Genomic DNA, 26884 nt, shown 5'->3' on the forward strand with positions numbered 1-26884 from the left:
AACGGCCGCTACCTGACCGCGTTGACGTTCGGGAACGTGCACGGTGTGTACAAGCCGGGCAACGTGAAGCTCCGCCCGGAACTGCTCAAGCAGATCCAGGCCGAGGTGGGCGCGAAGATCGGCAAGGAAAACCCGTTTGATCTGGTCTTCCATGGTGGTTCGGGTTCCACGGAGCAGGAAATCGCTGACGCTGTTTCCTATGGTGTGATCAAGATGAACATCGACACGGACACTCAGTACGCGTTCACGCGCCCGGTGGCCGGTCACATGCTCTCCAACTACGACGGCGTCCTGAAGATCGACGGCGAAATGGGTAACAAGAAGACCTATGACCCCCGCGTTTGGGGTGCTTCGGCCGAGGCCGGTATGGCCGCGCGCATCGTCGAAGCCGCCCAGCAGCTCGGATCGGTTGGCAAGACCTTCTAATGTCCGACGAATTCCGCAGAAACCTCATGGGGCCGGAGCCCACGCTCCTGCCCGCTGAAACCGAGATCTACCAGCACCTGGCTCTCGGCAAGGAAGCACTGGATCTCGTGGAGAAGAACCCCACGTCGTCCCTCCTGTGGGCCATCCTCGCAGAGGAAGCCTGGGCGGAAGGCCGGACCATCGAGTCCTACGCCTACGCCCGCGTTGGCTACCACCGCGGCCTGGATTCCCTGCGCCGCAACGGCTGGCGCGGAGTGGGACCCATCCCGTGGGAGCACGAGCCCAACCAAGGCTTCCTGCGTGCGCTCTACGCATTGGGCCGGGCCGCTTCTGCAATCGGCGAAGCTGAAGAGCCGGAGCGGATTGAGAAGTTCCTTAACGACTCGGACCCGAAGGCCAAGGCAGCGCTCGAAGCCCGCTAAGGCATCACAGCAAACAACGACGGCGCCCCTCACCAAAAGGTGGGGGTCGCCGTCGTCGTTAATCACGTTAGTCCGTGACCGCTGCGTGCCGCGGCCGTCCGAGCGGCACTACCAGGGGCGTGTGCGTCACGGGGTCATCGATAATCCGGCAGGCCATGCCGAACACTTCTTCCACCAAGGATTCGGTGATTACGTCAACCGGAGGACCTTCGGCCACCACCACGCCGTCCTTCATGGCAATGATGTGGTCCGCGTATCGGCTGGCGTGGTTGAGATCGTGCAGCACCGCAACCAACGTGTGGCCCTTGTCCAGGTTGAGCTCGCGGAAGAGTTCCAGCAACTCGATCTGGTGGGCGATGTCCAAGAAGGTGGTGGGCTCGTCCAGGAGCATCAGCGGTGTTTGCTGGGCCAGGACCATGGCCACCCACACGCGCTGCCGCTGGCCGCCGGACAGTTCATCCACCAGCCGCCCGGACAAGGCCGAGACGCCCGTGGCCTCCATAGCCTCCACCACTGCGGACTCGTCCTCCACGCTCCACTGCCGCAGGAGTTTCTGGTGCGGGTACCGGCCCCGCGCCACGAGGTCCGCCACGGTGATGCCGTCGGGGGCGATGGAGGATTGGGGCAGGAGTCCCAGGCGCCGGGCGAGTTCCTTTGCCGGCAGGGATGTGACGGACTTCCCGTCCAGCAGCACCTGTCCACTGCGTGGCTTGATGAGCCGGGCCAAGGCGCGGAGCAGCGTGGACTTGCCGCAGGCGTTGGGCCCAACGATCACCGTGAACTTACCCTCGGGGATGCGTACATTGAGGTTCTCGGAGATGATGCGTTGCTCGTAGCCGATGGTCAGCGCTTCAGCGTGGAGCTGCGGGGCAACAGTAGTCAGGCTCATGATTTCCTTGCTTCCCTGGCCAGCAGCCAGACGAGGTAGATGCCGCCGATGCACACCGTCACAACACCAACGGGCAACTGGATCGGAGCGAACAGCCTTTGCGCGGCGAGGTCGCTGGAAACCAGCAGGAAGGCGCCCATCACTGAGGAGGGAACCAGACTGATGCCGGCGCTACGGGTCAGGCGGCGGGCGAGTTGCGGCGCGGCAAGGGCCACAAACGCGATGGGCCCGGCCACCGCAGTCACGGCCGCCGTCAGCGCGACGCCCAGAATCAGCAGCAGCAAACGGGTGGGTTCCGCCCGGACGCCCAAGGCGCGTGCGGCGTCGTCGCCTATTTCCAGAAGCTGCATCCGACGCGCCACTGCCAGCGTGGCCACGCCAACCACAACCACCACGACGGCGGCAGGCGCCGCTTGCTCCCACGTGATGCCGTTGAGGGACCCGGCACCCCAGACGGCTGCCGCCAGGGCGGCCTCAAGCTCGGCCTGCAGGATCAGCCAGTGGTTCAAGGCGGCGAGCATCGCACTGATGCCGATGCCTACAATGATGAGCCGGAAGCCCTGGGAGCCGCGGCGGTAAGCCAGTAAGTAAACGGCCAGAGCGGTGAGGATGCCACCCACCAGGGCGCCGGCTGCGATGCCGAGGTAGCCGCCGCCAACGGTCAGCATCACGATCAGTGCACCGGTGTAGGCGCCCGTGTTGAACCCGATGATGTCAGGGCTGCCCAGCGGGTTGCGGGTCATTGACTGGAAAATTCCGCCGCTCATTCCCAAGGCCGCGCCGAACACCAGCGCCGCAAGTACACGGGGGAGACGCCACTCCATAACGACGGTTTGCGCGAGCCCCGGGGCATCGCCGGTGAAGGCCTGGAGGACCTCCGGCACGGAGACCTCGTAGTCGCCGGTGGCCAGCGAGACCACGGCAACGGCAAGCGCGGCCAGAACAAGCGGGATGCAGACGAGGATGCTGCGGACATCCAACCGGGTGCTCAGCGAACGGTTGCGGAGCACCGCAACAGGCCGGCCGAAGTCGATGCGGGTCCCAGGTTCCAAGCGGGCGGGTTCCAGGCGACTCATAGCCCGCTCACTTTCCGACGGCGGGCCAGCGCAATGAGCACCGGCGCGCCAATGAACGCCGTCACCACGCCTACCTGCAGCTCACCGGGCGCGGCAACCCTGCCAACGACGTCGGAGACCAACAGCAGGATGGGGGACAGGACCACGGTGGTGGCCAGGATCCAACGCTGGTCCGGGCCTACGATCCACCGGGCCACATGCGGAATTATGAGCCCCACGAATCCGATGGCACCGGCCCCGGCGGTAGCTGCGCCGCTGAGGAGTGTGATGGCGATAATCCCCAGGATGCGTGTGCGGTTGACGTTGGCGCCGAGGGAGGTGGCCAGGTCATCACCCAGTGCCACGGCGTTGAGTCCACGGACGCAGAACAAGGCCACCAGGAGCCCCGCACCCATGAACGGTGCCACGGTCAGGACGGACTCCATGCTGCGGGTGTCCAGCGAGCCGATGCTCCACGAGCGCAGGTGGTCGAAGGCCTTGGGGTTCAAGAGCGTGAGCCCGGAGCCGATCCCGGTGAGGACCGCGCCCAAAGCAACGCCCGCCAGCGTCAGCCGGATGGGATTCACCACGTTCCTGCCGGAGGTCCCGATCAGGTACACGGCCGCGGTGGTGAGGATGGCGCCCGCGAACGCAAACCAGATGTAGCCGCTCAGCGAACCAATGCCAAAGACGCCAATCGCCAGCACGATCGCGAAAGATGCGCCGGCGTTGACGCCCAGGATGCCCGGATCGGCCAGCGGGTTCCGCGTGATGGCCTGGATGAGCGCGCCGGCCACGCCCAGGGCAACGCCGACGGCGATCCCCATCAAGGTGCGGGGCAAGCGGCTTTCAAGAATGATCGCGTGATCGGCGGTGTCCTGCGGGTTGGTGAATGCTTCCAGGACGGCGGAGGCAGGGATGAATTTGGCTCCCACGCCGAGACTGAGGATCGCAGCGCCCAGGAGGACTGCCGCCGCAAGTACCAGGAAAGCGATCCGCCAGCGGGATTTATTGACGACGCCGGAACTGGCCACTGCGCTTGCAGCCGATCGGGCGGGAGCGGCTACTTGGGACATAGCGCCGTCAGGTGGGACACAGCAGGGGACCATTCCGGAGAGGTGGGCATTCGTGGGGGCGATTCCGTGACTGTTGTCACAACGTCACAGAAGTGTGCCTTAATTAGGTTAGCCTTACCCAGTGAAAAATGACGATTTTGAAGTACCGTCGCGCACGGCTTCCCCCTTGCGCCGGACTGCAGTACGCAAACTTGCCATGAAGGTGGCCGGTGCCGCCGTCGTGGTGGGCCTCCTCGCGGGCTGCGGCACCAGCGGCGGCTCCGGCTCTACCGCAGGCAACGCCGATGTTGCCACGGGCGGATCCAAGTTCACCACCGCGGACCAGGAAACGGCCAAGCTCGGCACGGACGCAGCTCCCGGCGTCTTCCCTCGCACCCTCAAGCACGCCAACGGCGAGACCACCCTGGAGAAGAAGCCCACCCGCGTGGTGGTGCTCGACACCGGCGAGCTGGACGACGTCGTGAGCCTCGGCATCACGCCGGTAGGCATGGCCACCACCGAAGGTGCCAACCCTGTTCCCTCGTATTTGGCTGACAAAGTCAAGGATGTGGCCTCGATTGGAACCATCCAGGATCTCAATCTTGAAGCCATCGCAGCGCTGAAGCCGGACCTCATCCTTGGCAGCCAGCTCCGCGCCGACAAGCTGTACAAGCAGTTGTCCACCATCGCTCCCACGGTGTTCAGCATCCGCCCCGGGTTCCCGTGGAAGGAGAACTTCCTCCTGGTGGGCAAGACCTTGGGCGAGGAAGACAAGGCCGTGAAGGCCCTGAACGACTACCAGGCCGAAGCTGACGCCCTCAACGCGGACGTCAAGGGCGATCCCAAGATCTCGCTGGTCCGCTTCCTGCCTGGCAAGATCCGCCTGTACGCGAACAAGTCGCTGATCGGCGTCATCCTCAAGGACGCTGGCTTGGCCCGTTCGGAGAACCAGAACATCGATGAACTCGCAGCTGAGATCTCGGCCGAGAACATCGAGCAGGGCGACGCCGACTGGATCTTCTACAGCAGTTACGGCGATCCCGCAGCCACCGGCGAAAAGTCGGTTGTTGAAGGTGCCGTCTGGCCCAAGCTCGGTGCAGTCAAAGCCGGCCAGGCCAAGGCCGTCAGCGACGACGTCTGGTTCCTCGGCCTCGGCCCCACAGGTGCGCAGCTGATCCTGAAGGACCTCCGCAGCATGCTGGTCGGCTAACAGCCTCAACCCCACTACAAGCACCCCCAACGACGACGGCGGCCCTCACCAGAAGGTGAGGGCCGCCGTCGTAAGCGCAGGGGTAATCAGGCCTTGCGGGGGATACCCGTGCGGGCCATGGCCTCGGCGTAGGCGCCGTGGATGGCGTCCAGGTATTCCTGCTGGCGGACCGGGGTTCCGGCGAAGGAGCGGCCACCGAGCGAGCGGACCTTGAAGGTCTTGAAGCCGCGGCGGGCGATGCTGGCCGGAGCAGCCTTCATGAGCTGATCGGCAAGGCGGTGTGCCTCGTTGCCGTGTGCCACCAGGGCCGAGGTGCGCGGCAGGAGCTGGAGGAGACGCAGCAAGGGCTTGAGGCCCTCGGTGATGTTGGCCGGCGTGAGCTTGCCCGGTTCCTCGGTGGGTTCGATCCACGGGTACGCGTTCCACGGCATCATGAGCTCGGGACGGAGGCCCAGCTGCCACTGCATGCCGAGCATGCGGGTAGCGGCTTCGTCGTCGCCCGGGGTGATGAAACCCTCGCCGGTGTTGGTGCGCTGATTGGAGAAAAGGCTGACGATGCGGCAGTCATCCATGCTGTGGGCGGGGTCGATGTAGAGGACCTCGCTGCCCGGCTTCTGCTCCTTGATGGAGTCGCACAGCTCGTTGACCTCGGCAATGTGCGGTTCGTAGCGGCGGTTCCAGAGGATTTCTTCGGGTGATTCAGTCGCCAGTTCTTGCATCAGGGGTTAGGTCTCCTAGGTGTTACAGCGCACCGTTCCAAGGGGCCGCGGGCATGCCGCAGCCGAACCTCAAAGGGTGCTGTTGGGGGCTAACTAACCTTACCGGACTATGGGGGTGAACGGGTGCTGCGTCGGCGCGCCCCCGAATGCGACGCGGCGTGTTGCCCGGGAAACGTGGCGGGGGTCTCGACGGCGGCCGGCTGAAGCTCGACGACGGTCCGCAGCGTGGGGCATGATGCGGCGTATGGAGAAACAAGAATCGTCCGCTGCCGCCATCTCCGCCTTCGTGGATCTGGGGGCCGATTTGGCGCAAGCCGGCGTGGTGATGGGGAAGATGTTCGGGGCGAGCTCGCTCATGCTGAACAAGAAGGCGCTGGCTTGTCTGAACGGCGACAAAGTGGTGTTCAAACTCGGCCGGGACACCCCGGAGCACGCCCGGGCACTTGCCCTTCCGGGTGCTGTGTTGTTTGATCCGTCAGGCTTGAAGCGCCCCTTCAAGGACTGGGTGGAAGTGCCCTTCTCCTCGCATGCGGACTGGCCGGCGTTCGCCGAGGCCGCGTTGCAGTTTGTGGCCGGTGAGTGATTAACCCTTAAGTGCAGGTCTGCGTCTCTGCTCGCGGCCCGAGGAGATGATGGGTGGGAAGGGAGTCATTTGGCGTCCCCTCACGCGAACCAACATCCATCTCGGGGGAGAAAATGGTTGCAAACAATGAAGCTTCACCGGAAACACCCCAGCGTCAAGGCAAAGCACCCAAGGTCCGGGCCATTCTGGCGGGCGGCCTGGTTCTGGGCGTAGGTGCAGCCATCACCCTGGCAGCCTGGAACGATTTCGAATTTGCGCAGGGAACCTTCACGGCAGGCGCGTTCAACCTTGAGGGCAGCACCGACGGCACCACGTTCGGAGAAAACCCCGTCACTGCTCCGGCAACGTTGGGCTTCACCGCCACTCCGTCCAACCTTTCACCCGGCGACGTCGTCACGGCACCTTTCGCCGTCAGGCTGGACGACGCGTCCACCAACGACGCCACGGTGACCGTCTCCACTGAAGCATCCACAGGCGCCCTGACCGGCCTCACCTACTCACTCACGCAGTCGACGGCTTTTGGATGCGGCGAAGCAGTCACGGCCACTTTGGTGGCGGCCGGGCAAGAGCTGGGCACGACGCCGGGCAGTGTCACCTTTGCGTTGACGCAAGGAGCTGGCGCCGATCCTGGCGCTCCAGTAAACCTTTGCTTCCGGATCACGGCGGACGATGACCTCGTCCAATCCCAAACCGGGAGCACCACCTGGGAATTCGCCGCGCAATCGCAGTGATCCATGGGTCGTCGACAAGCCAAGACCAAGCGCGGCGCAGCCTTCCTCCGCGCCCGTGCGATCCTCGCAGGGGCGTTGGTGCTGGGACTCGGCAGCTCCGTGACCCTGGCGTCGTGGACTGACAGCGACTTTGCAGCGGGATCCTTTGGTGCCAGCGTCTTCCAGACCGAATCGAACGTCACCAAACCGTACGACGTTCAAGGTGCGTGGAGTACCAATGATGTGGCCCCCGGCGGCACGCTGGTGTTCAACGCTGCCGCGATGAGCCCCGGTACGGTGGCCTACGCCCCGTTCGCCATCAGGACCAAGGCAACCTCAGTAGCCGGCGAAGTGGTTCTGGGAGTTCCAGTAGTAACCAGCAGCGGCACCGGAAATGCAGACCTTGGCGCGGCACTCCGGTACCGCGTGGTCCGCTCGGCCACCTGCCAGGCGTCGTCATTCACAGGATCGCCCACCTGGGTGGTGGGCAGCGACGGTGCCAAGCCGTTCACCTCAGGCCAGGCGGCCGGCGTCGTCAATCCACTGGCAGCGGCCACGGCTACGCTGCCCGGGACGCCCACGCAATTCTGCTTTGAGGTGACACTTCCGGCGGGGGCAAACACCGCGCTGCAGGGCCAAACGGCCACGGCGACCTGGCAGTTCACTGCCACCTCCAGCTCATGAGCCGCCCACTCCGCGGCCGACTGCGGGAAATCCTGTTGAACATCGCTGCCGCTGGGGGTGCGGTGTGCATCCTTGCCGTGGTCTGTGCGCTCCTGTTCAACATCACCCTGATCATGTTCAAGACCGGGTCCATGTCACCCACCATTCCAGCTGGGTCACTGGCCGTGGTCCGTGAGATTCCTGCGGATGAAATCAAGGTTGGCGATGTTGTGACTGTGGACAGGCCCGGAAAGCTGCCCATCACGCACCGTGTCCAAACAGTGGTTCCAGCCGAAGGGCAGGCCCGGACCATCACCATGAAAGGCGATGCCAACTCCGACGCTGATCCTGCGCCCTACGTGGTGGAGCGCGTCCGTCTGGTCCTCTGGTCCGTGCCCGGACTCGCGCAACCGCTGGCAGCAGCCGCCAATCCAGTGGTCCTGGGTGCCACCACGGTGGCTGTGTCCGGACTGGTGACGTGGGTGCTGTGGCCCCGGCACACGCGACGACGCAGGAGTGGGCAGCATGCCGCGGCGTAGCTGGTTCTTGCTGGCGGCCTTCGCGGTGGTCCTGCCGTTGGGAGCAGCTCCGGCGGTAGCTGCTGACGGGGAACCATCCGGCTGGTTGGAGCTCGACGCCGGTCCAGCCGGCGAGGTGCATCGGCTCACCCCCGGTGGGAGTGCGGATTGGGCAGTGGACGTCACTGTCCACGGTGAGCCCGCCAGTTCCCTGGAGGTGGGGCTGCGGCCAGAGCCGGCGGCCTCGGAGGTGCTCCGGGACTTCCTGAGCGTGGAACTCCGGGCGTGCTCCCAACCGTGGAATGGAGGTTCCTGCCTCGGCGGTCAACGCACATTGATGGATCCCACAGCCCTGGCCAGCGCGGAAGGCGTGCGGGTGGACCTGCTGGAGCCCGGCACCTCGTCGGCCACGACTGCGCATGTGTTACTGACCGCCACCTTGGCCGTGGATGCGCCCCGCGAAGTGCAAGGCAGCCGCACGCAGATCGTGGTGGGTGTCCATGGCTCCGGTGACGGTGCCGGCGGAGCAGGAAACGGCGGCGGAGGGGATGACGGGGACGGCGGGGCCGGCCCAGGTGGCAACGCTGGAAGCGGGGCATTCCCCGGGAACCCCACAGGGCCGTCGTCGGGCCTTCTGGCCGATACCGGTGCCCGTCTGGGCGGCTTCGCGCTCCTCGGCCTCCTGGCGGTCGCGGCCGGGTTCGGAATGGCGCGGCTGCGGAGTGGTGCCAGATGAGGTTGCTGCGTCGGAAGCGTGCGGCCCTGATGGTTGCGCTGCCGCTCGCCCTGGTGTTCCCGGCGTCGAATCCGCCGGCAGTGACGGAAGCATCGTGGGAGCGCGGTGAGTATTCTTCGGGGAGTTTTGGCACGATCACCATCCCACCGCCCACGTTGAACGGGGCATGCACCTATAACCCGGGCATCATCGGTCTGGGCGCTTACGTGAGGATCTTTTGGAAGCCTCCCGCGGGCTACACCCTGGCCAACTCAGAGATGCAGGCGTCCACCAGTGGTTTGGGATCCTTGCTTGCTCCGCTGACCGGCTTCTCCATCACGTCCAACACCACAGGCTCGGCCGCTGCCGGCTACGTTACCGATGTTCCGGTCAACCTCCTTGGCGGCCTGTTGGGTCTCGGCACTGAACTCCAGCTGGCCATCGTGATCAAGGACCCGGTCAACCTATGGATCTCCAAGCCGGCCTCCGTGGCGACGAACGCGGGTCTCATCGCCGGTTTGGGTGGCAACTGCCGGAACCTGCCTGCCGCGTAGTTCCCTGCTGTGCTGGTTTCGCAGGAGAAAACTTCATCAGGCCGTCTCTCAACACACCTTGACACCAGAGAAAGCGGTGCCATCGGCTAAACTTGGCTGGTAAGAGCCCCGAACTCTTGCGTACGCCCGCCCCTGTGGCAGGCTGCACCGGTATCGTCGGGGCATTCTCATGTACGGCGCACAGGTCCCAGCTATCCCGCTGGGGTCAGCCCGAAAGAATGGGGGAGGATCCCATGCCCGCTATCGTGATCGTCGGAGCCCAGTGGGGCGACGAAGGCAAAGGCAAAGCAACCGATCTGCTCGGTGGCCGCGTTGACTACGTGGTCAAGCCCAACGGCGGCAACAACGCCGGGCACACCGTGGTTGTTGGCGGTGAGAAGTATGAGCTGAAGCTCCTTCCCGCGGGCATCCTGAGCCCCAACGCAATTCCCATTATTGGCAACGGCTGCGTGGTAAACCTCGAGGCACTGTTCCAGGAAATCGATGGCCTTGAAGCCCGCGGCGCGGACACTTCCCGCCTGCGCGTCTCGGCCAACGCCCACCTGGTTGCCCCGTACCACCAGGTTCTGGACAAGGTCACCGAACGCTTCCTCGGCAGCCGCGCCATCGGCACCACGGGCCGCGGCATCGGGCCGGCGTACATGGACAAGGTGGCCCGCTTGGGTATCCGCGTCCAGGACGTCTTTGATGAGTCCATCCTCCGCCAGAAGGTGGAAGGCTCGCTGCGCCAGAAGAACGAACTCCTGGTCAAGGTGTACAACCGCCGCGACATTATTGCGGATGAGATCGTGGAGTACTTCCTGTCCTTCGCCGAGCGCCTGCGGCCGCTGGTCATCGACAGCACCCTGGAGCTCAACAACGCGCTGGATGAGGGCAAGGTTGTGCTCATGGAAGGCGGCCAGGCAACCTTCCTGGACGTCGACCACGGCACCTACCCGTTCGTCACCTCGTCCAACCCGACGGCCGGCGGCGCTTCGGTTGGCTCGGGCATCGGACCCACCCGCATCTCCCGCTCCATCGGCATCATCAAGGCCTACACCACCCGTGTTGGCGCTGGCCCGTTCCCCACGGAACTGTTCGACGACATGGGCGTTTACCTGCAGAAGACCGGTGGCGAGTTCGGTGTGAACACCGGCCGTCCGCGTCGCTGCGGTTGGTACGACGCCGTCCTGGCCCGCCACGCTTCCCGCGTCAACGGCTTCACGGACTACTTCGTCACCAAGCTGGACGTCCTCACAGGCATTGAGCAGATCCCCGTGTGCGTGGCCTACGACGTTGACGGCGTCCGCCACGACGAAATGCCCATGACGCAGACCGAGTTCCACCACGCAGTGCCGATCTTCGAGTACTTCGACGGCTGGACCGAGGACATCACCACGGCCCGCACCTTGGAAGACCTCCCCGAGAATGCGCGCAATTACGTGCTGGCCCTCGAAAAGCTCTCCGGCACGCGCTTCTCGGCCATCGGCGTGGGCCCGGACCGCGATCAGACCATCGTGGTCCACGACCTGATCAACGACTAGCCTTTGTTGGCGCCGCGACTGTGGCGGACTTGATTTACGACGACGGCGGGTCGCCCTGGTTCCTCATGGAACCGGAGGCGGCCCGCCGTTGTTGTTCCACTTAGCCGGATTTCCGGCCAATCTGTAGCCTGATGTTTGGCCGATGTGAGCCCTCATGTCACTCGGCGCAGTCGATCGCGTCCTCGATGCGGGACTAATTCACCAACGGGCGCGGTTACGCCATGTGGAACGAAACCGGTGATGACGACGGGACCTGAGGCATGACGACAGCAACTGAAGAAGGAGTCGGGTTCCGCTCCCGGCGCGGGCCGATTCTGATTGCCCTGATGCTCGCGACGGGCCTGGTGGCGATCGACGCCACCATTGTTGCCACGGCCGTGCCATCGATCGTGGAGGACATTGGCGGTTTCGCCTCCTTCCCTTGGTTGTTTTCCGCCTACCTGTTGGCGCAGGCCGTCTCGGTTCCCGTTTATGCCAAGCTCTCCGACGTCCTGGGCCGTAAGCCCGTGATCCTCCTCGGCATCGGCCTCTTCCTGCTTGGATCGATCCTCTGCGGAGTGGCGTGGAGCATGCCGGCACTCATCGCCTTCCGGGTACTCCAAGGACTTGGCGCCGGAGCCGTCCAGCCGGTGGCAATCACCATTGCGGGTGACATTTATACGCTTGCAGAGCGGGCGAAAGTACAGGGTTACTTGGCCAGTGTGTGGGCTGTTTCTTCGGTGGTGGGACCAACTTTGGGAGGCCTCTTCGCATCGCTGGGGATCTGGCGGTGGATCTTCCTCATCAACATCCCGCTCTGTCTCCTGGCCGCGTGGATGCTCCTCCGTGCGTTCCACGAGAACATTGAACGCACCAAGCACCGCATCGACTACCTGGGTGCGACGCTGCTGACCATTTCCTTGAGTCTGCTCATTCTCGGAGCCCTGGAGGGTGGCCAGGCATGGGCCTGGAACTCGGCCATCAGCATCACGGTCTTCGCAGTGGGCGCGTTGTTGTTCGGTGTGTTCTTGCTGGTGGAGAGGAAGGCCGCGGAGCCTGTCCTGCCGCCGTGGGTGGTTTCCCGCAGGCTGCTGGCGACGACGGCCATGATCGCTTTCGGGGTGGGCGCAGTGATGCTGGGGCTCACCAGCTACGTGCCGACGTTCCTGGAGGGAGCCCTGAACACATCCCCGCTCCTTGCTGGGCTCGCTTTGGCGGCCTTGACGCTGGGCTGGCCCATCAGTGCATCACAGGCCGGCCGGTTCTACCTCCGGATCGGCTTCCGCAGAACAGCAATCATCGGCATCCTGATCACCGTCATCGGCACCGCCGTGTTGGCTCTGACTGCGTCGTCGCCCAGTGTTCTCCTGGTGGCCATGGCGTGCTTCATCGTGGGTCTCGGACTGGGACTGGTAGCGACTCCGAGCCTCATTGCCGCCCAGACGAGTGTGGAATGGAACGAGCGCGGCGTCGTCACCGGTACCAACCTGTTTGCCCGCTCCATCGGCAGTGCCATTGGCGTGGCGGTATTCGGGGCGGTGGCCAACGCCATTTATGCGAATGGCCCCGGCGGCGGACCCGATCACGGCACCACCGTGGCGGCGTCCACGGCCGTTTTCCTGGCGGTTCTTGTGAGTGCTGTCCTGACCGTTGCGGCGGTGCTGGCGATGCCGGCGGAGGGCAAGCGCAGCAGCCCCGAACCGGCCAGGAAGCCCAGCTCGGAACCTGCTAACGACTAGTCTCGAACGCATGGAAGAACTGATCACCGGCACCCTGGAGAAGGTGTTTGAAGGAACAGTCTGGGCGGAGGGACCCCTCTGGGTTCCGGAGTCGCAGACGGTTCGCTGGAGCGACATCCCCAACAACAGGATCCTCGAGTTCAACCCCGCCACCGGCCAGACGCGGGAGTATGCCACCGCCGTCGAGTTCACCAACGGGCGGACCCTGGACCGCGAGGGGAGCGTGGTGCAGTGCAGCCACGGCCACAGGCGCGTTGAACGGGATCACGACGGCGTGGTGACGGCAATCGTGGACTCGTTCGGTGGCCGGCGGCTCAACTCGCCCAACGACGTTGTGGTTGCTGGCGATGGCACCATCTGGTTTACGGATCCGCCGTATGGAATCCTGCCGGGGACAACTGAGGGGTACGAGGGCGATCAGGAATATGGCGGCTGCTACGTGTTTCGCTTCGACCCCGTGGGCGAAGTTCTGACACCGGTGGTTACTGACCTGATTCATCCCAACGGCTTGGCGTTTTCTCCGGATGAGTCGCTTCTCTACGTGGCGGATACGGCCGGTCCGGGCCTGGGATCCCCGTTCCGGATCGCCGTCTATCCGGTAACGGGCGGCATGTGTGGGGAAGGCAGGACCTTCGTTGAGCTCGAAGACGACGCAGTTTCGGACGGATTCCGCGTGGATGTGGAGGGGCGCGTGTGGACCTCCGCGGGGTCGGCCGTGCGCGTCTACTCTGCCGACGGTGAGCTGCTGACCGCCGTCGATGTTCCGGAACGAGTCTCCAATCTCTGCTTCGGCGGCCCGGATGGCAGGGACCTTTACATCACTGCCGCTACCAGCCTGTATCGACTGCGGACGTCGACGCAGGACACAGCCGCCAGGTCATAGAACACAGCCGCCAGGCCATAGGACACAGCCGCCATTCGACAGCCGGACTTGGCGAGGAGCATAATAGTTAGCGGAGCTAATTAGCATTGCTAACTATTACCCCCCCAGGAGGCGCCTCGCAGTGACGGCAAAAGACGCAGTGACGGCAACCAACGCAGCATTCAACACCACAGACCACGAACCCCAAGCCATCCGGGCGGATGCCCTGGCCATCGATCTTCGAACAGCCGTGATGCGCACATCGCGCAGGCTGCGTATCGAAGCAACGGGCGATGTCATTACCCCCGGCCAGTACACGGTGCTGGCCCACCTCAACGCCGGTTCGCAAACACTCAGGGAGCTGGCAGAACGCGAGCACGTCCAGGCCCCCTCCATGACCCGCATAGTGAACGCCTTGACGGAGCAAGGGTTCGCCAGCCGGCAGGCGCATCCGGGAGACGGGCGCCAGGTCCGGATCAGCATCACAGCAGCAGGCCAGGAAGTCCTGGCGGAAGCACGCAGCCAACGGACTGCCTGGTTGGCCCAGCGCGTTGCAGGACTCAGCGAGGAGGACCGACTGACGCTCAGCCGCGCCGCGCACATCATGCAGGAAATGAGCGCCAAATGAGTGCCATGTTCCGTGCGCTGGAGAACCCCAACTATCGGCTCTGGGCGGGCGGTGCACTGGTCTCCAACATTGGCACCTGGATGCAGCGGGTAGCCCAGGACTGGCTGGTCCTGACAGTCCTCACCAACCACTCGGGAACGGCCGTGGGCATCACCACGTCACTTCAGTTCCTTCCCATGCTGCTGCTGGGCCCCTACGCGGGCGTGCTGGCCGATCGCTACCGCAAGCGCGTGATTCTGCTGTGGACCCAGACCGCCATGGGGATCTGCGGACTGTTGGTTGGCCTCCTGGTGGTGACCGGTGTGGCGCAGCTGTGGCACGTCTACCTCGCGGCTCTTGCACTCGGAATTGCAGCAGCGATCGACGGTCCGGCACGGCAGGCATTCGTCTCCGAACTGGTGGGACCGGACAAAGTCTCCAATGCCGTGGCCCTCAACTCCGCTTCCTTCAACAGTGCCCGGCTCACCGGGCCGGCCATTGCTGGCGTACTTATTGCGTGGATCGGTACGGGGCCGGTATTTCTCCTGAACGCTGCGAGCTTTGCAGCCGTGATCATTTCCCTCTTCCGGGTGAAGATCTCCCAGCTTGAGCCGGCCACTCCCGTGGTGCGCGGCAAACACCAGGTAGCGGAGGGCCTGCGTTACGTGCGCCAGCGCCCGGACCTGGTCCTCATCCTGGTCATGGTGGGAATGCTCGGAGCCTTTGGCATGAACTTCCCTGTCACCAACTCGCTGATGTCCACCGCCGAGTTTGGCATGGGGCCCGAAGAGTTCGGTCTTCTGGGCTCCATCATGGCGGTGGGCACGCTTGCCGGCGCCCTGCTTGCTGCCCGCCGTTCGGGGCCAAGGCTCCGCTTCATGCTGGGCGGCGCGCTGAGCCTGGGCGCGTTTACCCTCCTCGCCAGCATCTCGCCAACGTTCTGGATCTATGCCGCCGTTCTTATCCCGGTGGGCCTTGCCTCGATCACGTTCCTGAACAGCTGCAACACCACCATCCAGCTATCCGTTGAACCTCAGTTCCGGGGCCGGGTGCTGGCGTTGTACCTGGCCATCCTGCAGGGCGGCACGGCTATTGGTGCTCCGCTCATGGGCTGGATCGGCACGGAGTTCGGCGCCCGATGGGCCGTGGCCGTCGGAGGCGCAGTGGTCCTTGCCACCGGCGTCGCATCGGTGATCCTGGTCAGCCGGCGCAGCCAGCGCACCCTCCGCGAGCAGGTGCGCAGAGCGTGGCTCCGAAGGCGGGCAACGCAAGCGTCCTGAGGACCCTTTAAACGCGAGCGGACGACGGCGGAAACCTCCCGCCGTCGTCCGCTTTTGCGTGCGCCGCAGCGGCACGTAAGATTCTCTGGTCATCCACCATCCCGCACAGCAAAAGCATGACGGGGCTGCCTTGAAAGGACACCATGGAATTGCTGTGGGAAATCGCTGGCTGGACGGGAGCGGCCCTGATTCTCAGTGCCTATCTGGCGGTCTCCATGGGCTGGCTTAAAGCAGGAAGACGCTTCCAGATTGCCAATCTGATTGGCGCCTGCACCTTCATCGCCAACGGGGCATTGCATGAGGCCTGGCCTTCGGTGGTCACCAACATTGCGTGGTTCCTGATCTCCGCCGTCGCACTCCTGCGGATGCGTGCGTCGGAGCAGTCCCCCGCGGTGATGGCCGAAGAGCCGCAGGTCCAATTCCCTGGCGTTCCGGACACCACCGGGCAAATAGCCGTCGTCGAGGCCGTAGCCGCGGTTGTTCACGGTGACGTGGAAGCGCGCGCGGCGGCGTGTCAGGCCAGTCTCAGGGAAACGCATGTGGCAGGGCCGGTTCGCGTCTAGCGGGTTTCCAGGTCCTCCAGCGATTTGCCCTTGGTGTCGGACGACAGGAGGGTGGCTACTGCCGAGACGAGGCAGATGCCGAGCGTCGTCAGGCCGATGACCAGGGGGATGTTCGCTGAACCCGGCGGGGCGATTGCGGTGAACAGGCTGGGGAAGAACGAGGCGATCATGAGGCCGATGTTCTGGGAGACCGCGAAACCAGTCACCCGCATGCGCATGGGGAATTGCTCCTGGAAGAACGTGGCAAAAGTGGCGTTCCACATCTGGAAGAGGATGCCCTGCACGATCACCACGCAGACGAACACCAGGGGCAGGCTCCGCTGTTCGATGGCCCACAAGTACCCGATGGTCAGCAATCCGCCGGCGATCCCGCCGGCCACCATGAGCGCGCGCCTTCCGATCCGATCGGACAAAGCGCCGAAAACCGGGATGGTCACCACGGCGGCCACGTTGGCGGCCATGGTTACCCAGAGGAATTCGCTGCTCGAGAAGCCGATCCCGTAGCCCTTCTGCGTGGCGAAAGATACGCCGAAAATGAGCGTGGCCATGCCGATGACATTGGTGAAGGTCATCACGACGCAGCGGACCAGGACCCACGGGTGGGTGCGCAGGAGGTCTACCAGCGGGAAGCGGCGTTTGGTGCCGGCGACGTCGGACTGGGCCAGGTACGCGGGCGGTTCCTGCACTCGCCTGCGGATGACGTAGCCGGCAATAATCACCACGGCGCTGAGCAGGAACGGCAACCGCCATCCCCACGAGTGGAACTGCTCATCCGGAAGGAGTGCCGCCAGCGGAATCAGGACGGCTGTTGCGAGGATAGAGCCCACCTGCGTGCCCTGCAGGCTGAAACTCGCGAAGAAGCCGCGCTTGGCGTCGGGGGAGTGCTCCACGATCATGGCGCTGGCACCACCGAGTTCGCCTGCGACGGCGAAACCCTGGATCAAGCGAAGGATCACCAGGAGGACGGGAGCAAGCAGCCCCACTTGGCCGTAGGTGGGCAGGAGCCCCACGGCGAAGGTAGCGAAGCCCATGAGGAGCATCGCGAAGACGAGCACCTTCTTGCGCCCGTGCCGGTCACCGTAGGCGCCCAGGACCACGGCGCCGAGCGGGCGGGAAACGTACCCGACGGCGTACGTGGCCAGCGACGCGATGATGCCAACAGTGGCGTTCTCGGTGGGGAAGAAGATGGTGGGGAAGAGGAGTGTTGCGGCCAGCGAGTACAAGGCGAAGTCGTAGTATTCCAGCGCGCTGCCGATCCAGCCGCTCATGGCGGCTTTCCTCGGGTCCTTGTGGCCGGTCGCCTCGTCCTGTGTGGAGGGAACATCCCTCCCGTGCATCACGGTCATTGCGGCTGAACTCCTATGTCGTCGTTGGCAAGGAACAAGTGCTCTTCCCATCCAAGACTGAACAATGTGATGCTCATTCAGCGTGAGGAAGGTTACATCTTGAATCGATTCATAAAGCATAGGACGTGACCCGCGCTACGTCAACGCGCGAACGACGGAAGGCTGCGGCTAAGGCGTAGACGCCACGCGGCCTCTGGCCTCGCTCTGGTCCGAGCCCTATATTTCTCGGTACAGCTCCCTACACCGGATTGAGGGCCACTATGGCTGAAGGGCGGGCACCATCCCCGGAACATCACAAGGGCTCCCGCCGACGCACCATCTTCCGGAGGGTTCTCCTGGCCGCGCTCATCGTTGTGGGAATCGGGGTGGCGCCGGGAGCCGCACGTTTGATCGACTTCGGTGTCCGCGTCGGGGAGGGCGCTGCCGTTCAACCCGCGGTAGCTCCGTTCTACATCGCACCGACCCCCGCTCCGGGCCCGGCTGCTCCCGGGACGATCTTCCGTCAGGAAGTGGTGGTGGGCGCACCGGAAGGAGCCACCGCCTGGCGCATCCTGTATCACTCCACCGACGTCAACGGCTCGGACGCCCTGGTGTCGGGACTCGTCATCGCCCCCAGCGCTCCTGCCGCCGACGGTACCCGCACCGTGGTGTCGTGGGCGCATCCCACCACGGGAACGGCCCCGAGGTGCGCTCCCTCCAGCGGAATAGCGCCGGTCGTCTTCATTGAGGGCCTGTCTGATCTCCTTGCCGCAGGCCACGTGGTGGTGGCCACCGACTATGCCGGGATGGGCATCGCCGGTCCGCCGTCGTTCCTCATCGGTGCCACGGAAGCCGCCAACGTGCTGGACATTGCCCGCGCAGCCCGGCTGATTGAGGGAGCCGGCGCCAGCGACCGCGTGGTGCTGTGGGGTCACTCCCAGGGCGGGCACGCCTCGCTCTTCGCCGCCCAGCGGGCAGCAAGCTACGCCCCGGAATTGACCATCGCCGGGGTTGCGGTGGCCGCCCCCGCCACCAACCTGGGTGCCCTCCTCAGCGCAGACATCGGGGACGTTTCAGGAGTCACCATCGGTGCTTACGCCTTTACCTCGTACGCCGAGGCCTACGCGTCACGATTGCCGGGTAATCCACTCGCCTCCGTCCTCACGGCGGCCGGCGCTGCGGCTGCTCCCAGGATGGCGGAGCTCTGTCTCCTTGGCCAGAACAGCGAGCTGCACACCATGGCGAATCCCCTGATCGGGGCATTCGTCACGGGTGATCCCACCACGAAACCCGGCTGGAGCCAACTCTTGGCGGAGAACACTCCGGCCCAGGTTCCCGTGCCCGTCCCGCTCTTTGTAGCCCAGGGCGCAAAGGACACCCTGGTCCGGCCGGAAATTACCGCCGCGTACGTCGCGGCCCAGACGCAAGGCGGGACCGCCGTCGAATCCCATGTCCTGCCTGACGCCACCCATGCGACAGTGGCGCTGGAGGCCATGCCGTACCTGATGAAGTGGATGGGCGCTCTGCTGTAGCGGGTTGACCGTGGAAGACTGGACCCATGTCTCCCCGTCCCATGAAACCGCGCCCCCAGTCCGACGCCGTTGAAAGTGGCGGCCCCAAACCCGCGGCCAACGGACGCCGCCACCTCGCCATGAGGCTCGACGACGCGTGGCTGGGTTTCCAGACCCGCCTGGCCATCCGGCGTGGCCGGGTGGAGACCGTGATTCCTTACACCGGCTACGGCTCCACCTCCTGGGTCCGGGTCCTGGCGCGCGTGGTCCGCAGCGATCCCCGCGACGCCGCAGGCCACGCCAAACCGCTGCAGGAAAGCATGCGCGGTTGGCGCAACTTCACCAGTGCCCCCGTGGCGCATGCAGCCGTGAAGGTGACCATTGCCGGCGTCGTTCATGATGTGGTTGCCGACCGCGGAGGCGTGGTGGACGTTCGGGTCCCAGTGGCCCTCGACGCCGGGTGGCACACCATCACCCTGCAGTCAGGGGAGTCCTCCGTGGTGGAGGCTCCGGTGGAGATCGTGGCGGACGACGCGGACTTCGGCGTGGTGTCCGATATTGACGACACCGTCATGGTGACGGCCCTGCCGCGTCCTTTCCTCGCCGCCTGGAACACCTTTGTGCTCAATGAGCACGCAAGGACGCCGACGCCGGGCATGGCCGTGCTGTACGAGCGGATCGCCCGGACAGCACCCTCTGCCCCCGTGCTGTACCTGTCCACCGGCGCCTGGAACGTAGCCCCAACCCTGTCGCGTTTCCTGTCCCGCAATCTGTACCCCGCCGGTCCCAAGCTGCTCACTGATTGGGGCCCCACTCCCGACCGCTGGTTCAGGAGCGGCCAGGAACACAAGAGGAAATCGCTGGAACGCCTCGCGGAGGAGTTCCCCCACATCAAGTGGCTGCTGGTGGGCGACGACGGGCAACACGACGAAGCCATCTACTCCGAATTTGCCCAGCGCCACCCGGAAAACGTCAGGGCCATCGCCATCCGCCAACTCTCCGCCGGAGAAGCCGTGCTCGCAGGTGGACGGTCCAAGACCGGGGGCCAGCCCACCCCCGGCGTGCCTTGGATCTACGCTCCGGACGGTGCCGGGATGTCGGCCCGGCTCGAGGAACTGGGCATCATCCGGTGACGTCGATGAACACCGGGTTGGCGTAGAACCAGGTGTCCGCCCATGGGCTGTAGCAGCTAGAACAGCGGTATCTGGACTTCCTTGATCCATTCGCCCCGGCGGTAGTCGCGGGCCTTAATCACAACGCAGTCGTTGTAGACCTCCACTTGCAGTCCGCTGGCTTCACGGCCGTCGAGGGCGCGCTCGCCGCCCGCGCCGTTGTCCTCCCAAAGCGTCTGAACAGCACCGGTATTGATGACCTGGAAGCCCTGGAGGTTGCCGGTGCCGGGAACTGTCCGGCGCACTTCCCAGTCAGCCAGCTGAAGTGCCCAATGCGTGTGGGCGGTGAAGACGAAGACGTTCTTGTACTTGCCAAGAATGCCCAGCAGCCGGTCAACCTGCAGGTAATCCTTCTTGTAGAGGTTGTTGCGGGTTCCGGAAACGGTGTCCGGGAACGGGTGGTGGGTGAAGACCATGACGGGCTGGCCTTTGCGGTCCCAGTAGGCCAGCCGCTGCTCAAACCAGCTGAGCTGTTCCTCGCTGAGCCACACCTCGTCCCAGAGTGTTGTGTCGTGGTAGTGCATGTACTTTTCAGTGCCCAGGATCAGGCCGGGAACGCCGCCGAGGTCGATTTCGGTGTACACCTTGTCCCGGCCCGTGAACGTGAAGAAACTCTGGAAGAGGGACGCTTCGGTGGTGCCATTGGGCCAGGTGGCTTGGGCAAGCGTGGCGGGGTTGGAGTACTTGGGAACATAGAACTCGTGGTTGCCGATTGCCCAATGGACGTTGGCGGCATGTGTATTGGCGTCCAGTACCTTGCGCACGGCCTGGTACTCAAAGTCGTATCCCCGTGGGGTGATATCTCCATTCACCACCAAACCGGCGCTTCGCTTGCTGGGGTTGGTCTTTTCGATGTCCTTCAGCGCCAGGTCAAAGTCGCCCAAATCTCCCTGGATATCGCTGATAACGGTGAAAACTGTGGCCTTTCCGGAGGGACGGTTGCTGCCGTGCCCGTTCCCGGTGGCCTGTGCTGGAGATGCGACGGCGGCGGTGGCGCCGATGGTGGCCAGTCCTGCGAGGGATGCCGCGATTGCAGAGCGGCGACTGGGGGAAGACATGATGGAACCTTTCACTCAAAGGGGTGTGATGACCCTCAGAATGTAGGGACGCCTGATGAATGACGGGCAAATGGACCATGGCCAACTTGTCATGACAGGTTGTCCGTTTGGTGATGGGGGTGGCTACCTGCGGCACCTGGTTGCCGGGATTCTGGCACCCGAGTTGTATAGCCAGGGATGCTGACCCTCTCCTTGGGTGTGGACATATGTCTACTCAGCTACTCATTTTTCGCTCAATGTAGTGCCAGCTGCTGTCGGTCCTTTCCCTACGGTGGGGGCAGATGCTTCGCACATCGATCCGCCGTCAGAAAAGAGAATGCAGTGACTGAAATCAACCAGCTTCAGGTGGTCCCGCACTGGATCGGAGGCGCTGAGTCGCCGTCGGCCGGGGATCGGACGGCTCCCGTCTTCGATCCCGCCTTGGGCAGGGAAACAAAACTTGTGAATCTCGGGAACGCCGAGGATATCGAGTCGGCCATCGCCTCCGCGCACAAGGCGTTCCCCGCCTGGCGCGATATGTCCATCACCAAGCGCCAGCAGATCATCTTCCGCTTCCGGGAGCTGCTGAACCAGCGCAAAGGCGAACTGGCAGAGATCATCACCTCGGAGCACGGCAAGGTAGTCTCCGATGCCCTCGGTGAAATCACCAGAGGCCAGGAGGTCGTGGAACTGGCCACAGGCTTCCCGCACCTCATCAAGGGCGAGCATTCAGAGAACGTCTCCACCGGCGTCGACGTCTACTCCACCAAGGCGCCGCTGGGCGTTGTCGGCATCATCAGCCCGTTCAACTTCCCCGCCATGGTGCCTCTGTGGTTCCTGCCGATCGCCATCGCCGCCGGCAACACTGTTGTCCTGAAGCCGAGCGAAAAGGACCCGACGGCGGCCAACTGGCTCGCTGCCCTCTTCACCGAGGCTGGACTTCCGGACGGCGTCTTCAACGTCCTGCACGGCGATAAAGAAGCAGTGGACGGGCTCCTGGAGCACCCGGACGTGAAGGCGATTTCGTTCGTCGGCTCCACCCCGATCGCCCAGTACATCTACGAGACCGCAGCCCGCAAGGGCAAGCGCGTCCAGGCCCTGGGTGGGGCGAAGAACCACATGCTGGTCCTGCCCGACGCCGACCTCGAACTGACCGCCGACGCCGCCATCAACGCCGGTTTCGGTTCCGCAGGTGAGCGCTGCATGGCCATCAGCGTGGTGGTTGCCGTCGAGCCGGTTGCCGATGCGCTGATCGAGAAGATCACCGCCCGTATGTCCACGCTGAAGATCGGCGATGGCCGCCGCAATTGCGATATGGGCCCGTTGGTCACCCGGCAGCACCGCGACAAAGTGGCCTCGTACATCGACGTCGCCATCGAAGACGGCGCCAACGTTGTCGTGGACGGCCGCGGCGTCACCGTCGATGGCGACGAGAACGGCTTCTGGCTCGGCCCCACACTGATCGACGACGTCCCGGTTACCTCTCGCGTCTACACCGAGGAGATCTTCGGCCCAGTCCTGGCCGTGGTCCGCGTGAAGAGCTACGAAGAGGGACTGCACTTGATCAACTCCGGCGCCTTCGGCAACGGGACAGCGATCTTCACGAACGACGGCGGCGCTGCCCGTCGTTTCCAATCCGAGGTTGAGGTGGGGATGGTGGGCATCAACGTGCCCATCCCGGTGCCGGTGGCCTATTACTCCTTCGGAGGTTTCAAGGACTCCATCTTCGGCAGCTCCAAGGCCTACGGGATGCAGGGTTTCCAGTTCTTCACCCGCGAGAAAGCCATCACCTCACGCTGGCTCGACCCCAGCCACGGCGGCATCAACCTGGGGTTCCCCCAGAACTAACGATAGGTGAGAGAGCGTCGGTAGTTTGGCGCCGATAGGTGAGAGAGCGTCGGTTTCTACCGGACGCTCTCTCACCTTTCGTCGGTTTTTGGCTAACGCTTTTCCAAAAACTCGACGGCGGCGAACAGTTCCAGCCGGTCGCGCAGACTGTCCAAGTTGAGGCCCAGGACGGTGCCGGCGGCGTCGATCCTGTTGCGGAGCGTGTGCCGGTGGATCCCCAGCTCTTTGGCCGTGCGGTCCCAAACACAGTTGTTTGCCAGCCAGGCGGTCACTGTCGGTAGAAGCTGTGTCTGCTCCGATTCGTCGTGCTTTGCCAGTGGTTCGATCAGCCGCGTTGCCACGGAGCCGGCTTCGTCGCGGCGCAGCAAGCCCAACATGCCGCCTTCCGAAATCTCGTCGAAGGCCACGAAGGCCCGGGATAACTCCACGGCCCGCTGAAGGGAGCGTTCCCCTTCCTTCAGCCCCTGGGCCAGATTGGCGAAGGTGGTGGTGCCGGAGGCCCCGGCTGTGGCCCCGTACCTCTCCAAGAGCTGGGTCACTTTGTCCTGAAGGGTGGCGCCCGCCAGGATCACCACATTCTGGTTCCGTTGGGCATAGAAGACCGCTCCGCGGTGATCGTCTGACAACAATTCAAGGGCTTCGAGCAGGTTCTGTCCCTGTCCCGGTTGATGAGCCACCGTCACCACCAGGGGCTCTGCCGGCAGCCTTCCCCAGACCTGGCGGGCGGTTCGTTCCGCGACGTCGATGCCTCCAGCCAGCAATTGCTCGAAGACGCCTGCCCGAAGGTGGCGGCGGGCGGTATCCAGGGTGCGTGTTTGCTCGAGCGCCAGGCTGGCCAACGCGATAACGCTGTTGATGATGTCTGTGCGGGCCGGATCCAAGGGCTCAATCGCCCCGAGAACAAGGACACCCCGCAGGTAGTGCCGCCGCCCCAGCGTTTGCAAGGTGACCTGTTCGCCGTCGACCGTCAACTGGGTTACTGACCGCGAACCCTGGCCCAGCGCCTTGGCGACCGCCTCCTGCACACCAGGCATCAACGCCGAGGGTATGGGGCGGTTGTTGGGCATCAGGATGTGGTTTCCGGCGGCGTCGAACAACGCCACCCACCCATGCAGCTGGCGTTCCAGTTCGGCCAGAATCGATCGGAGCCCGTCGGGCCTGAGCGCGGCCCTGGCGATGGCCCGTTGTGCTTGGAGGGACCACTCGGACCGCGCGTGCTGTTCCTTGGCGAGCCAATCCGCTACGAAGCGGATAATCGCAATGAAGGGAGTCCGGTCGGGCACTTCCAGCAGGGGCAGGCCATGGTGGCTGCACGCGTCCTTCAAGCCCTGCGGCAGGACGCCATGGATTACCTGGGTGGCAAAACCCAGCCCGCTGATCCCGTGGTTGACGAGCCGCTGCACGTAGTCGCTGTACTGAGAATCCGTGGAGTCGCTGACGGAAAACTGCGTGCCGTCCGTCAGCAGCAGTTGCCCGGGGTCCAGGAAGGGCGTGGGGTCATCCAAATCAGAGCTGTGCACCCAGGAGACGGGGGCTTGCAGAGCGGGATCCGCGGCTCCGGGCTCAACCAACCTCAGGTTGAGCGAACTGTTGTGCAGGATCGCGCTAATGGTGGGCGGCATGGTCAGGGGCTCCTTGGAAAAACGTAGTTCCACACCCGGCTAACTATACAAATGTCCAGAGGTGTTCGTGGGCGGTGAATCCCATGATGGAGGAAAGCCCCACCCTTTCGAGAGGACCCTCCAATGTCTCCCACCCGGACCGCCACGGCTGCTTCCAGCGCCGACGTCGCCTCGCTGGACACCGCCAGTGTTTTCCACTCATGGTCAGCCCAGAAAGCATTGAAACCTTTGGCGATTGCCGGTGGATCCGGCAGCACAGTGTGGGATCACGATGGCAGGACGTACCTTGACTTTTCCAGCCAGTTGGTCAACACCAACATTGGCCACCAGCACCCCCGCCTCATCGAAGCCATCAAGCAGCAGTTGGATACCCTCACCACAGTGGCTCCTGCGCACGCCAACCTGACCAGGGCAACGGCAGCGGAAAAGATCCTGTCCCACGCCCCGTCCACCATGGACAAGGTGTTCTTCACCAACGGTGGTGCGGACGCCAACGAGAATGCGATTCGCATGGCCCGGCTCCACACCGGTCGGGACAAAATCATCTCCCGCTACCGCTCGTATCACGGCAACACTGGCGCCGCGATCGTGGCCACGGGAGACTGGCGCCGTATCCCCAACGAATACTCCCGGGGACACGTCCATGTCTTCGGGCCGTACCTTTACCGCTCCGAGTTCTGGGCGGAAACCCCGCAGCAGGAAGCCGAGCGCGCGTTGCAGCACCTGCGCCGGACCATCGAACTCGAAGGGCCTCAATCCGTTGCCGCGGTTCTCCTGGAGACGGTCCCAGGTACGGCCGGGATTCTGTTGCCGCCGCAGGGCTACCTGGAAGGAGTCCGCGAACTTTGCGATCAGCATGGAATCGTGCTCATCCTGGACGAAGTCATGGCTGGCTTTGGACGCACCGGGGACTGGTTCGCCCTGGATGCCTTCAATGTCCGCCCGGACCTCATTACCTTCGCCAAAGGCGTCAACTCCGGCTACGTTCCCGTGGGCGGTGTCATCATTTCGGAAGAGATCTCCCGGGCTTTCGATGACCGCGTCTTCCCCGGCGGCCTGACCTACTCCGGGCATCCCTTGGCTGCAGCCTCCATCGTTGCCTCCATCGAAGCCTTCGAGGAAGAGAACATCGTTGAGAACGCCGCACGCATCGGTGCCGACCACCTTGAGCCAGGCTTGAATGCCCTCGCCGCCAAGCACAACGTCATCGGTGAAGTCCGCGGACGTGGCGTTTTCTGGGCCCTCGAACTGGTGGAAGACCGCGAAACCCGCGCGCCCGTCACTGCCGCGTTCATGGGCAAGCTCAAGGCGGAACTGCTCCACCGCGGACTGTTGCCCTTCATCGCCGACAACCGCGTGCACGTGGTTCCTCCCGCCGTCGTGACCCCCGAAGAAGTACGCCAGGCTCTGGCGATTTACGACGACGCCCTGGCCGCCGTCCGCTGACGTCAGCAGCTGAGCGTGCCTTTGAGGACTTTGCCGGTCCAGGTGTTGGAGGTGCCGGGAACCTTGTAGTAGCCGCGGATTTCGTAGCTCCAGGTGCCGATGACCTCGTAGCCGGACGTGTACGTCTTGCCGGCAGCCTTGCTGAGGTCGCCGGTGAATTCCAGATTGCCGGAGCGGTCGAAGATTTTGATGTCGTGGTAGTTGGCGTTGGCCACGGTGCTGAAGGAATTGACGGTGACCGTGGCGCGGATGCCGAACGAGCAGGCCATGGACACGTTGGCGGCGGCAGGGGCCGCGAGGCTCGCGGCAGTGAACTGCGGGGTGGCGCGTTCGGTGTCAGTAAATGCGGCCAACGCTGCGGTGGGTGCTGCGATGAGACCAAGAAGCACGACGGCGGCGATCACCAGGGCGCGAAGGAAACTGTTCCGCGTGGTCATGATGATCGCCCTCCTTTACTGCCTTGGTTCCTGGTGTGGTTCTTTGAAGATGTGCCGCCGGGGCTGATCGGGCTGGGGTAGTGAATCCGATCAGACCCGGCGAAGTTTGGGTGGTGTTTATTTGGTGGTTTCGGTGCGTTGGGTGCCGGTGAAGGAGAACCCGATGGTGGAGGTGGCGCCTTGGAAGGTGTCTCCGGCGGTGGTGGGGAAGGTGGTGGTGACTTTGAGGTTGTCGGTTTTGGTCGAGGTCAGGGAGGTCAGGTTGTTCAGGGCCTTGTTCGCTGCGATGACCGGTCCGGTGGCCAGGACGGTGGTTTTGGTGCCCGCGCAGCTGTAGGGGGCCGCGGTTCCGGTCCAGGCAACACTGCAGTTTTCGATGGTCAGTTGCAGGCCGTTGGTGGTGTCGGTGGTGAG

General features: G+C 64.2%; 27 protein-coding genes and 1 pseudogene. 19 read left to right on the plus strand and 9 right to left on the minus strand.

Annotated features, from left to right (window positions below; all coding sequences use genetic code 11):
- Both BLW08_RS22870 and BLW08_RS22875 read left to right on the plus strand, forming a co-directional pair.
- On the plus strand, positions 1–426 hold a 426-nt coding region (locus BLW08_RS22870), incomplete at its 5' end, for a class II fructose-bisphosphate aldolase (protein WP_175538821.1).
- The gene (locus BLW08_RS22875) at positions 426–848 is read left to right on the plus strand and encodes a DUF3151 domain-containing protein (RefSeq protein WP_062069828.1); all 423 of its coding nucleotides are present in this window, start codon (positions 426–428) and stop codon (positions 846–848) included. The genes BLW08_RS22870 and BLW08_RS22875, both read left to right, overlap by 1 nt.
- Positions 849–915: 67 nt before the next feature.
- Here the strand turns inward: BLW08_RS22875 and BLW08_RS22880 are convergent, their stop codons facing one another.
- From BLW08_RS22880 to BLW08_RS22890, 3 genes are read right to left on the minus strand one after another with little or no spacing between them, the layout of a single operon-like run.
- The gene (locus BLW08_RS22880; RefSeq protein ID WP_091328427.1) at positions 916–1737 is read right to left on the minus strand and encodes an ABC transporter ATP-binding protein; all 822 of its coding nucleotides are present in this window, start codon (positions 1735–1737) and stop codon (positions 916–918) included.
- Positions 1734–2813: an iron-enterobactin ABC transporter permease gene (fepG, locus tag BLW08_RS22885; RefSeq protein WP_091328430.1), complete on the minus strand. Its 1080-nt coding sequence runs from the start codon at positions 2811–2813 to the stop codon at positions 1734–1736. Before fepG ends, BLW08_RS22880 begins: the two co-directional genes overlap by 4 nt.
- On the minus strand, positions 2810–3868 hold the full coding sequence (locus BLW08_RS22890; RefSeq protein WP_254780028.1) for an iron chelate uptake ABC transporter family permease subunit: 1059 nt from the start codon (positions 3866–3868) through the stop codon (positions 2810–2812). The genes fepG and BLW08_RS22890 overlap by 4 nt, the downstream gene beginning before the upstream one ends.
- Positions 3869–4064: 196 nt before the next feature.
- Here BLW08_RS22890 and BLW08_RS22895 point away from each other — a divergent pair, with 196 nt between their 5' ends.
- Positions 4065–5057 (plus strand): ABC transporter substrate-binding protein, encoded by a 993-nt coding sequence (locus BLW08_RS22895; RefSeq protein WP_091328470.1) that lies wholly within the window; start codon positions 4065–4067, stop codon positions 5055–5057.
- Positions 5058–5143: 86 nt separating this feature from the next.
- Here the strand turns inward: BLW08_RS22895 and BLW08_RS22900 are convergent, their stop codons facing one another.
- The gene (locus BLW08_RS22900) at positions 5144–5776 is read right to left on the minus strand and encodes a uracil-DNA glycosylase family protein (RefSeq protein WP_090826059.1); all 633 of its coding nucleotides are present in this window, start codon (positions 5774–5776) and stop codon (positions 5144–5146) included.
- A 244-nt stretch (positions 5777–6020) separates the two neighbouring features.
- On the opposite strand from BLW08_RS22900, the gene BLW08_RS22905 reads away from it, so the two are divergent.
- The 12 genes from BLW08_RS22905 to BLW08_RS22960 all read left to right on the plus strand — a co-directional run bounded on the left by BLW08_RS22905 (position 6021) and on the right by BLW08_RS22960 (position 16072).
- Positions 6021–6359: a hypothetical protein gene (locus BLW08_RS22905; RefSeq protein ID WP_091328435.1), complete on the plus strand. Its 339-nt coding sequence runs from the start codon at positions 6021–6023 to the stop codon at positions 6357–6359.
- Between the two features lie 113 nt (positions 6360–6472).
- Positions 6473–7090, plus strand: coding sequence for a SipW-dependent-type signal peptide-containing protein (locus tag BLW08_RS22910; RefSeq protein ID WP_091328437.1), 618 nt, complete (start codon positions 6473–6475; stop codon positions 7088–7090).
- Positions 7091–7093: 3 nt separating this feature from the next.
- On the plus strand, positions 7094–7753 hold the full coding sequence (locus BLW08_RS22915; protein WP_091328440.1) for a SipW-dependent-type signal peptide-containing protein: 660 nt from the start codon (positions 7094–7096) through the stop codon (positions 7751–7753).
- Positions 7750–8271 (plus strand): signal peptidase I, encoded by a 522-nt coding sequence (locus BLW08_RS22920; RefSeq protein WP_091328442.1) that lies wholly within the window; start codon positions 7750–7752, stop codon positions 8269–8271. Before BLW08_RS22915 ends, BLW08_RS22920 begins: the two co-directional genes overlap by 4 nt.
- Positions 8258–8986, plus strand: a complete 729-nt coding sequence (locus tag BLW08_RS22925) for a hypothetical protein (protein WP_091328445.1) — start codon at positions 8258–8260, stop codon at positions 8984–8986. The genes BLW08_RS22920 and BLW08_RS22925 overlap by 14 nt, the downstream gene beginning before the upstream one ends.
- The gene (locus tag BLW08_RS22930) at positions 8983–9519 is read left to right on the plus strand and encodes a hypothetical protein (RefSeq protein ID WP_090826045.1); all 537 of its coding nucleotides are present in this window, start codon (positions 8983–8985) and stop codon (positions 9517–9519) included. Before BLW08_RS22925 ends, BLW08_RS22930 begins: the two co-directional genes overlap by 4 nt.
- Positions 9520–9752: 233 nt before the next feature.
- Complete coding sequence (locus BLW08_RS22935) at positions 9753–11042, plus strand: adenylosuccinate synthase (protein ID WP_090826043.1); 1290 nt, start codon at positions 9753–9755, stop codon at positions 11040–11042.
- A 260-nt stretch (positions 11043–11302) separates the two neighbouring features.
- Positions 11303–12760, plus strand: coding sequence for an MFS transporter (locus tag BLW08_RS22940; protein WP_091328447.1), 1458 nt, complete (start codon positions 11303–11305; stop codon positions 12758–12760).
- Positions 12761–12770: 10 nt separating this feature from the next.
- Positions 12771–13643, plus strand: coding sequence for an SMP-30/gluconolactonase/LRE family protein (locus BLW08_RS22945; protein WP_091328450.1), 873 nt, complete (start codon positions 12771–12773; stop codon positions 13641–13643).
- Between the two features lie 232 nt (positions 13644–13875).
- Positions 13876–14250 carry a MarR family transcriptional regulator gene (locus tag BLW08_RS22950; RefSeq protein ID WP_091328472.1) on the plus strand — a complete coding sequence of 125 codons (375 nt, stop codon included), beginning with the start codon at positions 13876–13878 and terminating at the stop codon, positions 14248–14250.
- Positions 14247–15509, plus strand: a complete 1263-nt coding sequence (locus tag BLW08_RS22955) for an MFS transporter (RefSeq protein ID WP_091328453.1) — start codon at positions 14247–14249, stop codon at positions 15507–15509. Before BLW08_RS22950 ends, BLW08_RS22955 begins: the two co-directional genes overlap by 4 nt.
- A gap of 143 nt (positions 15510–15652) precedes the next feature.
- Complete coding sequence (locus BLW08_RS22960; protein WP_091328455.1) at positions 15653–16072, plus strand: CBU_0592 family membrane protein; 420 nt, start codon at positions 15653–15655, stop codon at positions 16070–16072.
- Here BLW08_RS22960 and BLW08_RS22965 read toward each other — a convergent pair.
- A complete protein-coding gene (locus BLW08_RS22965) occupies positions 16069–17418 on the minus strand; it encodes an MFS transporter (protein WP_090826033.1) in 1350 nt (449 codons plus the stop codon). The genes BLW08_RS22960 and BLW08_RS22965 overlap by 4 nt on opposite strands.
- 260 nt (positions 17419–17678) lie before the next feature.
- Between BLW08_RS22965 and BLW08_RS22970 the strand changes: the two genes are divergently transcribed.
- Together BLW08_RS22970 and BLW08_RS22975 are read left to right on the plus strand one after the other, a co-directional pair.
- On the plus strand, positions 17679–18929 hold the full coding sequence (locus BLW08_RS22970; RefSeq protein ID WP_091328458.1) for an alpha/beta fold hydrolase: 1251 nt from the start codon (positions 17679–17681) through the stop codon (positions 18927–18929).
- A 26-nt stretch (positions 18930–18955) separates the two neighbouring features.
- Positions 18956–20041, plus strand: coding sequence for an App1 family protein (locus BLW08_RS22975; protein WP_091328460.1), 1086 nt, complete (start codon positions 18956–18958; stop codon positions 20039–20041).
- A 56-nt stretch (positions 20042–20097) separates the two neighbouring features.
- Here the strand turns inward: BLW08_RS22975 and BLW08_RS22980 are convergent, their stop codons facing one another.
- The gene (locus BLW08_RS22980) at positions 20098–21138 is read right to left on the minus strand and encodes a metallophosphoesterase family protein (RefSeq protein WP_090826219.1); all 1041 of its coding nucleotides are present in this window, start codon (positions 21136–21138) and stop codon (positions 20098–20100) included.
- A gap of 321 nt (positions 21139–21459) precedes the next feature.
- On the opposite strand from BLW08_RS22980, the gene BLW08_RS22985 reads away from it, so the two are divergent.
- Positions 21460–22965: a CoA-acylating methylmalonate-semialdehyde dehydrogenase gene (locus BLW08_RS22985; protein WP_091328462.1), complete on the plus strand. Its 1506-nt coding sequence runs from the start codon at positions 21460–21462 to the stop codon at positions 22963–22965.
- Between the two features lie 92 nt (positions 22966–23057).
- On the opposite strand, the gene BLW08_RS22990 is transcribed toward BLW08_RS22985, so the two are convergent.
- Positions 23058–24587, minus strand: coding sequence for a PucR family transcriptional regulator (locus BLW08_RS22990; protein ID WP_091328465.1), 1530 nt, complete (start codon positions 24585–24587; stop codon positions 23058–23060).
- 123 nt (positions 24588–24710) lie between these two features.
- Between BLW08_RS22990 and BLW08_RS22995 the strand changes: the two genes are divergently transcribed.
- Positions 24711–26033, plus strand: a complete 1323-nt coding sequence (locus BLW08_RS22995; RefSeq protein ID WP_091328467.1) for an aspartate aminotransferase family protein — start codon at positions 24711–24713, stop codon at positions 26031–26033.
- A gap of 2 nt (positions 26034–26035) precedes the next feature.
- Here the strand turns inward: BLW08_RS22995 and BLW08_RS23000 are convergent, their stop codons facing one another.
- Both BLW08_RS23000 and BLW08_RS23005 read right to left on the minus strand, forming a co-directional pair.
- The gene (locus BLW08_RS23000) at positions 26036–26470 is read right to left on the minus strand and encodes a SipW-dependent-type signal peptide-containing protein (protein ID WP_090826011.1); all 435 of its coding nucleotides are present in this window, start codon (positions 26468–26470) and stop codon (positions 26036–26038) included.
- 117 nt (positions 26471–26587) lie between these two features.
- Positions 26588–26884: pseudogene (locus BLW08_RS23005) on the minus strand (hypothetical protein); the annotation flags it as partial.

Source organism: Arthrobacter sp. cf158 (genome assembly GCF_900106835.1).
Lineage (GTDB): Bacteria > Actinomycetota > Actinomycetes > Actinomycetales > Micrococcaceae > Arthrobacter.